Raw genomic sequence first — 9,518 nt, 5'->3', positions numbered from 1 at the left:
TAAGAACCATGGAGACCTTCCCGAAGATCATCTCGGTGGACGACCACACGGTTGAACCCCCTCACGTCTGGCGGGACCGGCTCCCGTCGAGATATACCGGCACCCGCCGGGCGGCGGTCCGCCGGGCGGCCGCGCGGGCCCGGGCCGGGGAGAGCACCGTTCTCAAATCGGAGCACGGTGTCGGCGGTTCGGGCACCACCGTGGTGACGCCCGGGCGGGTGCGGGCGGCCGGCGGGGCGCGGGCCCTGCTGCGGCACCTGCCGCGCGGCCCGCTGCTGGTGGAGGAGTACGTGCCCGGTCCGGCGGAGGCGGGCGCCGCGCGGGACCTGACCTACGACGGCTTCGTGGACGCCGGGGGCCGCCCGCACCCGGTCGGGGCGGCGCTGATGGACGTGGCCGACGGCGCGTACCGGGGCGCCACGGTGGGCCCGGGGGTGGTGCCCGCCCGGCTGGAGGGGCCGCTGCTGGCCTTCGGCGCGGCGGTGGGCCGGGAGCTGGCGGCGGCCGGCCACCGGGGCTGGTTCGACGTGGACTTCGTCGCGGACGCGGCGGGGCGGCTCGCGCCGACCGAGACGAACCTGCGGCTCACCGGCCCGTCGGTGGCGTTCATGGCGGCCGCCCGGCTCGACGAACTGCGGGGCGCGGGGCACCTCGTACGGATCGCGGACCGGGTGGAGCTGGGCGCCCGGCTGCCGGAGGCCCAGCTGGAGGAGGTGTGCGCCGCGCTGGAACGGGATTGCGCGGAGCTCGGGGCGGTGTTCGTGCCGGCCATTCCGACGGGGGCCTTCGACCCGGCGCCCTGGCTGGGCGTACTGCTGGCCGCGCGCGGCCCGGAGGCGCTGGACGCGGCCGACGCCCTGGTGCGGGAACGGGCCCTCGCGGTGGGCGAGGGCCTCGGTGGGCCGGCGGATCAGTCCTTCGGTCCGGGCCGGGAGGCCGCGGGCGCACGGGTGAGGTAGAGGACCACCACGGCTCCCGCGATCATCAGCGGGACGTTGAAGGTGTAGACGAGGGCGGCCTGCCGGGGCCAGTCGTGCTTCGCGGCGAGCCGGTAGAGGTTGTCCTGCGGCCACCAGGCCATCAGCAGGTACGCCACGGCCAGGTGGGCGGCGGCCGTCAGACCCCGGCCCGGGCCCGGGCGCGGCATCCGTTTGCGGCCCGCGAACAGGAAGAGCAGCCCCGCCGCGAAGGCCGAGCATTCGAGGAAGTACAGCAGGGAGAAGAGGAACGACCACGGGCCGGGCACGCCGGTGAGGTCGGTGGAGCCGGGCCAGATCAGGTCGGTGGCGAGCAGGGCGAGCACGGCCAGCGGCACCGCCGCGCAGCCGAAGCCGAAGCAGCCGGGCAGCTCACCGCCCGTCCCGGCCCCGTACTTGCCGCCGCGCGCGGGCCGGGCGCCGGGCTTCGGGGGCTGGGGCAGCCCCGCCCGGTCCTCCTGGCCCGCCCGGGTCCGGGGCAGGGCGCGCAACCGCACCAGGCGGGCCGGGGCCTCGGCGGCGGGCAGCCGGTCCGCCAGGTGCGCGCGGAGCTCCTCGACGCCCGCGGCCCCGGCGGCCGGGGCGGCGCCGGGCGGCGGGGCGAGGTAGGCGACGAGGCGGGTGTTGCCGCCGTCCTGGACGGGGGCCACGAGGGCCGCGCCGACGTCGGGGTGGGTGCGGAGCGCGGACTCGACCGGGTGGGGGTCGAGGGGGCTGCCGTCGTCCAGGGTGATCCGGTCGCGCAGCCGTCCCGCGAACTCCAGCAGCCCGTCCGGGCGGAGCACGGCGAGGTCACCGGTGGCCAGCGCGTCGCCGCCGCCGGGCGGGGTCAGGCGCAGCTCCCCGTCGCCGAGGTCGACGCGGCAGCCGGGGAAGGGGGTGCCGAGCAGGGCGAGCCCTTCGGGTGCGTCCGGGGGGCGGGGCGTCCCCGGGAGCTCCGACCAGGTGCCGACGCCGGCGGCCTCGGCGGGGCCGTACACGTTGAGCACGCGGGCGCCCGGGCCCAGCCCGTCCTGGAGGGCGGTGTGTTCGTCGAGGTAGAGCCGGTCCCCGGTGACGGTGAGCAGCCGCAGTGAGGCGAGCCGGGGTGCGGGCCCGGGCGCCGCCGGGCGGGCGGTGGGGCCCGGGCCGTCGTCGAGGAGGCGCAGGGCGCCCGCCGGGTCGGTGTGCAGCACGGTGACGTCCCGGTCGGCGAGCGCCTCGGATATCCCGCCGGCCCGCCAGGCCGGTCCTTCGGGGAGGACGAGCGCGCCGCCGGCACACAGGGCGCGGGTCCAGCCTGCGGCGAAGGCCGTGAGGTCCGGGCCGCCGGTGAACAGGTGGCGGTCCTCGGGGGCCGGGCGGGCCACCCACGACCAGGCGTCGTGGGCGGCGAGCAGCAGGGCGTGGCCGACGGGGACGGGGCGGGGGACGGCGGTTCCGGTGAACAGCAGGGCGGCCGCCGCCTGCGGGGAGCGGTCCGGGGCGTGGCCGGGGCGCGCGGCGATCCCCTCGGCCTCCTCGTCGGTGAGCAGGGCGGGCGGGCCCCCGCCCCGGTCGAGGCGGGCCGCTCCGGCTGCGTCGGTGATCAGCAGGTCGGGGGCGAGGGCCGTGAGCTGGAGGCGTGCGGTGCGGGTGTCGCCCGAGTCGACCAGGGCGTAGGCGGCGCCGGCCTTGAGGGCGGCGAGGAGGGCGACGACGGCCTCCTCGCGGCGGGCGGGGCCGATGGCGATCCGCGCGTGCGGGGGCAGGCCCCGGCCGAGGAGGTGGTGGGCGAGCCGGTTGGCGCGCGCGTCGAGTTCGGCGTAGGTGGTGGCGGGGAGGGGGTCCCGTCGGACGAGGACGGCGGGGGCCCCGGGGGTGTCGCGGGCCCACTGTTCGAAGCGCTCCAGCACGGTGTCGGCGGCGGGCCGGCCGGGGCCGGCCGAGTGCGATGCCTGCGTCATTCCCCGATGATGCCACCGCGCCCGGAGCGGGCACGGGGTTCTCGTGAATCCTTTCCGTCAGCGGGAGTTGACCGCCGGCGGACTCCTGGGGGTGGTGCCCCGCCGTTCCCTTGACCTGAAGTTTGGTCGAGGTTCTACCGTGGGGGTCATGGACATGGAAGTCACCGCCTGGCACTCACTGCACAGCGCGATCAACGCCCAGCAGGGCGGCCGGCCCCCGTTCTCCCGGGCGAGCCTGCGCCGGATCGCCTCCTTCGCCCGCCCGCACCGGCGCGGGCTGACCCTCTTCCTGCTGCTGAGCGTGGTGGGCGCGCTGCTCGCGGTGGCCACCCCGCTGCTGGCCAGCCGGATCGTGGACGCGATCGTCCAGGGGGCGAAGGCGGGCGGGGGCGGCGACTCCGGGAAGGTCACCCGGCTCGCCCTGCTGATCGCGGTGATCGCGGTCGCCGAGGCGGGTCTGGGCCTGCTGACCCGCAAGCTCTCCTCGACCCTCGGCGAGGGCCTGATCCTCGATCTGCGCCGGGCGGTCTTCGACCACGTCCAGCGGATGCCGGTGGCCTTCTTCACCCGGACCCGGACGGGGGCCCTGGTCAGCCGCCTCAACAACGATGTGATCGGCGCGCAGCGGGCCTTCAGCAACACCCTGTCGGGGGTGGTCTCCAACGTGGTGACCCTGCTGCTGACGCTGGGGGTGATGCTGAGCATCTCGTGGCAGATCACCCTGCTGGCGCTGGTGCTGCTGCCGGTGTTCGTGCTGCCGGCCCGCCGGATGGGCACCCGGATGGCCGGGATGCAGCGGGAGGCGTCGGCGCTGAACGCGGCGATGGGCACGCAGATGACGGAACGGTTCTCCGCGCCCGGCGCCACCCTGGTGAAGCTGTTCGGGCGGCCCGCCGACGAGTCGGCGGAGTTCGCGGCGCGCGCGGCCCGGGTGCGGGACATCGGCATCCGGACGGCGATGTCCCAGTCGGCCTTCATCACGGCCCTGACCCTGGTCTCGGCGCTGGCCCTCGCCCTGGTCTACGGCCTGGGCGGCCACTACGCCCTGCGCGGCAGCCTGGAGGCCGGCTCGGTCGTCGCCCTCGCCCTGCTCCTGACCCGGCTGTACGCCCCGCTGACCGCCCTGGCCGGGGCCCGGGTGGAGGTGATGAGCGCGATGGTCAGCTTCGAGCGGGTCTTCGAGATCCTCGACCTGGAGCCGCTGATCGCCGAGAAGCCGGACGCCCGCCGGGTGCCCGACGGCCCGGTGGCGGTGGAGTTCGACCGGGTCTCCTTCGGCTACCCCTCCCCCGAGAAGGTCTCGCTCGCCTCCCTGGAGGAGGTGGCCGTCCTCGACGCGCGGGGCGGCACGCGGGTGCTGCACGAGGTGTCCTTCCGCGCCGAGCCCGGCCAGATGATCGCCCTGGTCGGCTCGTCGGGCGCGGGCAAGTCCACCATCGCCCAGCTGCTGCCGCGCCTGTACGACGCGGACGCGGGCGCGGTGCGCCTGGGCGGCATCGACGTGCGCGACCTGACCGCGGACTCGATCCGCGACACCCTGGGCATGGTCACCCAGGACGGGCACCTCTTCCACGAGTCGGTACGGGCCAACCTGCTGCTGGCCCGCCCCGAAGCGGCCGAGGAGGAACTGTGGGAGGCCCTGCGCCGTTCCCGCCTGGACGGCCTGGTCGCCTCCCTCCCGGACGGCCTGGACACCGTCGTCGGCGAGCGCGGCTACCGGCTGTCGGGCGGGGAGCGGCAGCGGCTGACCATCGCGCGGCTGCTGCTGGCCCGGCAGCGGGTGGTGATCCTGGACGAGGCCACCGCGCACCTGGACTCCACCTCCGAGGCGGCCGTCCAGGAGGCCCTGGCCGAGGCCCTGGCGGGCCGGACGGCGGTGGTGATCGCGCACCGGCTCTCCACGGTGCAGGCAGCCGACCTGATCCTGGTGGTGGAGGAGGGCCGCATCGTGGAGCGCGGCACCCACACCGAACTCCTGGCCGCGGGCGGCCGCTACGAGGAGCTGTACCGCACCCAGTTCGCGACGCGCGGCACCGCGGCGGCCGGCTGAGGCCGGGCCGCGCGCGGGAGACGGCCTACGGGGCGAGGACGTCGAGTTCCTCCAGGGCGCCGAGGGCGATCTCCCGGGTCAGGGCCTCGGCCGCAGCCGCGTCGCCCTCGCGGACCGCCTCGGCGACCCGGACGTGGAGGGTGACGGCGGCCGGGTCGGGGTCGTGGAACATCACCGCGTGCTCGGTGCGGCCCGTGAGGACCTCGGCGACCACGTCGCCGAGGCGGGCGAACATCTCGTTGCCGGAGGCCTCCAGCACGGTGCGGTGGAAGGCGACGTCGTGCAGGAGGTAGCCCTCCAGCTGGTGGCCGCGCGAGGTGCGGACCATGCCGAGGGCGGCCTCCGTGAGCCGCGCGCACTGTTCCGGGGTGGCCCGGGACGCGGCGAGGCCGGCGGCCACGGGTTCGACGGCGGAGCGCAGCACCGTCAGCGAGCGCAGCTGGCGGGGGCGGTCGGCGCCGGCCAGCCGCCAGCGGATGACGTGCGGGTCGTAGACGTTCCACTCCTCGGGCGGGCGGACGGTGACCCCCACCCGGCGGCGGGATTCGACGAGCCGCATCGACTCCAGGACCCGGACCACCTCCCGTACGACGGTGCGCGAGGCACCGAACCGCCCGGCGATCCCGTCGGTGCGCAGGACGCTGCCGGGCGGGTGCTCCCCCGCCGTGATCGCGAGGCCGAGGGTGTCCAGCACCTGGGAGTGGAGTCCTGGGCCCGGACTGCCTTCGGTGGTCATGGCGCAAGCGTACGGTGACGCCCCGAGCGTCGAAAGATACGACCTTTCGGGGTCAGGGTCTTGAATAAGTAGTACTTAATGCGCTTCAGTGGTGCTCCTGCAACGAAGCGGCGAGAACGGCGAGGTACGACGTGGGCTCCCAGCGCGTCATCGTGGTGATGGGTGTGGCCGGTACGGGCAAGACGACCGTGGGCCGGCTGCTCGCGGCGGCGCTGGGCGTCCCGTACGCCGAGGGCGACGCCTTCCACCCCGCGGCCAACGTGGCCAGGATGTCGGCCGGGATCCCCCTCGACGACGCCGACCGGTGGCCCTGGCTGGACGCCGTCGGCGCGTGGATGCGCGAGCGGGGCGCGCCGGGCGGCGGCGTGGTCGCCGCCTCCTGCCTGAAGCGGGCCTACCGCGACCGGCTGCGGGCCGCCGCGCCCGGGGGCGCGGTCTTCGTCCACCTCACCGGCGAACGGGCGCTGGTCGAGGGGCGGATGGCCGCCCGTACCGGGCACTTCATGCCCGCCTCCCTGCTGGACTCCCAGTTCGCCGTGCTCGAACCGCTCCAGGCGGACGAGCCCGGGATCGCCGTCGACATCGCCGGCACGCCGCGGGAGATCACCGAGCGGGCGCTCGCCGCCCTGCGCACGTTCGAGAACTGAGGAGCCCCACCGTGACCGGTCTCAGCGTCGCGACCCTGGCGGCCGCCGCTCCGGCGCCCATCACCTCGGCCGGCGACGCCCGGCTGGGACTCGCCGTCCTCGCGGGCATCGCCGTCATCGTCCTGCTCATCACCCGTTTCAGGCTGCACGCCTTCCTCGCCCTGACGATCGGCTCGCTCGCCCTCGGGTTCCTCGCGGGGGCCCCGGCGGACAAGACGATCGCGAGCTTCACCGCCGGACTCGGCTCCACGGTCGCGGGCGTCGGGGTGCTCATCGCCCTCGGCGCGGTGCTCGGCAGGCTGCTCGCCGACTCCGGCGGCGCGGACGAGATCGTGGACACGATCCTGGCCCGTGCCCGGGGGCGCGCCGTGCCGTGGGCGATGGTGCTGATCGCCTCGGTGATCGGGCTGCCGCTGTTCTTCGAGGTCGGCATCGTGCTGCTGATCCCGGTGGTGCTGCTGGTCGCCCGGCGCGGCGGCTGGTCCCTGATGCGGATCGGGATCCCCGCGCTGGCCGGGCTGTCGGTGATGCACGGGCTGGTCCCGCCGCACCCCGGCCCGCTGGTCGCCGTGGACGCGCTCCACGCCGACCTGGGCGTCACCCTGGCCCTCGGGGTGCTCGTGGCGGTGCCGACTGTGGTCGTCGCCGGGCCGCTGTTCTCCCGTTACGCCGCCCGCTGGGTGGACATACCGGCGCCGCAGGAGCCGCCCGCGCAGACCCCGCCGGCGCGGGCCGGGCGGCGGCCCCGGTTCGGCGCGACGGTGGGCACGGTGCTGCTGCCGGTGGTCCTGATGCTGTTCAAGGCCCTGGCCGACATCGTGGTCGACGACCCGGCCGCCGGGGTGCGCCGGTTCGCGGACGTCGTCGGCTCCCCGCTCATCGCCCTGCTCGCGGCCGTGCTGGTCGGCATGTTCACCCTCGGCCGGGCCGCGGGTTTCGACCGGGAGCGGCTCTCGTCCACGGTGGAGCGGTCCCTCGCCCCGATCGCGGGCATCCTGCTGATCGTGGGCGCGGGCGGCGGGTTCAAGCAGACCCTGATCGACGCGGGCGTGGGACGGATGGTCCTGGACCTGTCGAAGGACTGGTCGGTCCCGGCCCTGCTGCTGGCCTGGCTGATCGCGGTGGCGATCCGCCTGGCGACCGGCTCGGCGACGGTCGCCACCATCTCGGCCTCCGGCCTGGTGGCCCCCCTCGCGGCGGGCCTGCCGACGGCGCAGACGGCGCTGCTGGTGCTGGCGGTCGGCGCGGGCTCGCTGTTCTTCAGCCATGTCAACGACGCCGGGTTCTGGCTGGTCAAGGAGTACTTCGGGATGAGCGTCGGGCAGACCGTCAAGACCTGGTCGGTGATGGAGACCATCATCTCCGTCGTCGGACTGGGCTTCGTCCTGCTGCTGTCGCTCGTGCTGTGAGGACCCCCGGCAGGTGAGGACCCGGGCAGGTGAGGACCCCGGCGCGTCAGAACGTCCGGCGCGTCAGGACCGCCGGGGGTCCGGACCGTCGAGCTGGGCCGCCGCCAGGGCGAAGCCGTCGGCCGCGCGGGCGCAGCGGTCCGCGAGGGCGGACACCTCGGCGCGCAGGGCGTCGGCCTGCGGGCCCCGCCACTCCAGCGCCGCCGCGCCCGCGCGCAGCCGCCGGGCGTGGGAGCGCAGGGCGGCGCAGTGGCCGCGCAGGCCGTCGGCGGGGGCGGACGGGGCGGGGCGCGGCTGACGGCGGTCGCTCACGGGTTCCTCCGGGGGGCGGGGGCGAGCGGGAGGAGCCGGCTGTCCGTCACCCTCCCGTCGACGGGGGCGGGCTCGTCCCCGCCGGGCGGGAAGACCACCCGGGTGCGGGGGTCGGCGGGCGTGCGGGCGTCGGCCGGGGAGCCGGCGGCGTACACGTGCGCGACGCGGTAGACGGCCGTGAACTCCCGGTCGCGGGCCAGGTCCATGGCGGTGACCGCGCCCGTCCCGTGGCCGATCAGGACGAGTTCGGCTCCGGAGGGGACCAGCGCGCGCAGCGCCCGGGCCACCTCCGGGGCGTAGCCGGCGTCCCGGTCGGGGAGCTGGACGACGTGGCGGAGGGTCCCGTCGGGTCCGGTCACCCGTTGGACGAGCAGCGTCCCGGACCCGCCGAGCAGGACGGTGTTGCGGAGGTATCCGGCGAGCGTGCCGGTGGTGTCGAACGCCTCCGGCGGACCGGTCCCGGCGGTGCCCGGGCCGTCGCCGCCCGGGTCGCGCCCGCAGAAGGCCCGCAGGGCGGCGCCGATCCCGAGCAGCGGTTCGGCGGGCACGGCCCGGCCGGTGGCGACCTGCCAGCCCGCGTGGTCGTTGAAGGGGTTCTCGTCGGTCAGCGCGTGCCAGGCCAGGATGTCCGCGAAGGCCGGGGCGAGCAGGGTGAAGGCCTGACCGGCGCCCCGCTCGCGCACCAGGGTGCGGAACGCACGGGCCGCGTCGGCCTGCCGGCCCGCCTCCACGGCCCGCAGGACGGCCGCGCAGCCGGGGTCGGCGAGCAGCTCGGGCCGGCCCGTGCTGGCGACGCGGATCCGGGTCCTCAGCCCGCAGACGGCCGCGCTGACGGCCAGGTTCTCGCGCCGGGTCAGGACCCCGGCGAGCCATCCGGCCCGGGCCACCCCGCGCCCGCGCGGGGCCCAGCCGAGCCCGGCCGGGTCGGTGAGGGTGCGCAGCAGGGTCCGCCAGGCGCGGCGCCCGCGGCTGCTGCGGGCCACGAGGGCCCCGGCCGGCAGGCGCGCGCCGAAGGCGAGCCCGGAGGCGTAGCGGGCGGCCTCGCCCACGGCGTCGGCGGCCTCGGCCAGTTCCCGGCACAGGGCGTCGAGCGCCCCGGCGTCGGGGTCGGTGGCCGGCGCGGTCACGGCGTCGGACATGGGCTCCTCGCGGGGGCTGCGTAGGGCGGCTTCGGGCGGCTGACGGGATCACCGTACGACGGCCCCGCGAGCGGCGCGCTCCGACTGCGCTACGGGAGTGGGCCGCCCGCCGGAGCCCGTGCGGTGACGTCGGCGGGGGCGAAGGCCGCCTCCCGGAAGGCGGCGCGCGGCCCGGGACCGGGGCCCTGGTCGGGGCCCTGGTCGGGGCCCGGGAGCAGGACGGCCCAGACGACAACGAGCGCTCCTACGGCCCCACCATCGGCGGCCTCGCGAACCACCTGGCCACCCTGCGCACCACGGACGGCTACGAGCGCTTCCTGGCC

At 76.6% G+C, this 9,518-nt stretch carries 9 protein-coding genes; 4 read left to right on the top strand and 5 right to left on the bottom strand.

The window, feature by feature from the left end; all coding sequences use genetic code 11:
• The coding region (locus AB0O29_RS32575) for a hypothetical protein (protein WP_365159023.1) at positions 1–959 on the top strand (959 nt) is incomplete at its 5' end.
• On the opposite strand, the gene AB0O29_RS32570 is transcribed toward AB0O29_RS32575, so the two are convergent.
• Positions 911–2,902, bottom strand: a complete 1,992-nt coding sequence (locus AB0O29_RS32570) for an AMP-binding protein (protein WP_365159020.1) — start codon at positions 2,900–2,902, stop codon at positions 911–913. The two genes, AB0O29_RS32575 and AB0O29_RS32570, sit on opposite strands and share 49 nt — an antisense overlap.
• Before the next feature lie 148 nt (positions 2,903–3,050).
• On the opposite strand from AB0O29_RS32570, the gene AB0O29_RS32565 reads away from it, so the two are divergent.
• A complete protein-coding gene (locus AB0O29_RS32565) occupies positions 3,051–4,952 on the top strand; it encodes an ABC transporter ATP-binding protein (protein ID WP_365159017.1) in 1,902 nt (633 codons plus the stop codon).
• Between the two features lie 25 nt (positions 4,953–4,977).
• Here AB0O29_RS32565 and AB0O29_RS32560 read toward each other — a convergent pair whose 3' ends face one another.
• Complete coding sequence (locus AB0O29_RS32560) at positions 4,978–5,688, bottom strand: FCD domain-containing protein (protein ID WP_365159014.1); 711 nt, start codon at positions 5,686–5,688, stop codon at positions 4,978–4,980.
• A gap of 131 nt (positions 5,689–5,819) precedes the next feature.
• Between AB0O29_RS32560 and AB0O29_RS32555 the strand changes: the two genes are divergently transcribed.
• Both AB0O29_RS32555 and AB0O29_RS32550 read left to right on the top strand, forming a co-directional pair.
• The gene (locus AB0O29_RS32555; protein ID WP_365159011.1) at positions 5,820–6,335 is read left to right on the top strand and encodes a gluconokinase; all 516 of its coding nucleotides are present in this window, start codon (positions 5,820–5,822) and stop codon (positions 6,333–6,335) included.
• A gap of 11 nt (positions 6,336–6,346) precedes the next feature.
• Positions 6,347–7,744 (top strand): gluconate:H+ symporter, encoded by a 1,398-nt coding sequence (locus AB0O29_RS32550; protein ID WP_365159009.1) that lies wholly within the window; start codon positions 6,347–6,349, stop codon positions 7,742–7,744.
• 63 nt (positions 7,745–7,807) lie between these two features.
• On the opposite strand, the gene AB0O29_RS32545 is transcribed toward AB0O29_RS32550, so the two are convergent.
• From AB0O29_RS32545 to AB0O29_RS32535, 3 genes are all read right to left on the bottom strand, one after another.
• Positions 7,808–8,056: a hypothetical protein gene (locus tag AB0O29_RS32545; RefSeq protein WP_365159006.1), complete on the bottom strand. Its 249-nt coding sequence runs from the start codon at positions 8,054–8,056 to the stop codon at positions 7,808–7,810.
• Positions 8,053–9,195 (bottom strand): hypothetical protein, encoded by a 1,143-nt coding sequence (locus tag AB0O29_RS32540; protein WP_365159003.1) that lies wholly within the window; start codon positions 9,193–9,195, stop codon positions 8,053–8,055. The genes AB0O29_RS32545 and AB0O29_RS32540 overlap by 4 nt, the downstream gene beginning before the upstream one ends.
• An 89-nt stretch (positions 9,196–9,284) precedes the next feature.
• Positions 9,285–9,518, bottom strand: a 234-nt coding sequence (locus AB0O29_RS32535) for a hypothetical protein (RefSeq protein WP_365159000.1), incomplete at its 5' end; no start/stop codon positions are given.

It is taken from the genome of Streptomyces sp. NPDC089915 (assembly GCF_040684675.1).
Classification (GTDB): Bacteria; Actinomycetota; Actinomycetes; order Streptomycetales; family Streptomycetaceae; genus Streptomyces.
This window is presented reverse-complemented; position numbering and strand designations above follow the sequence as displayed.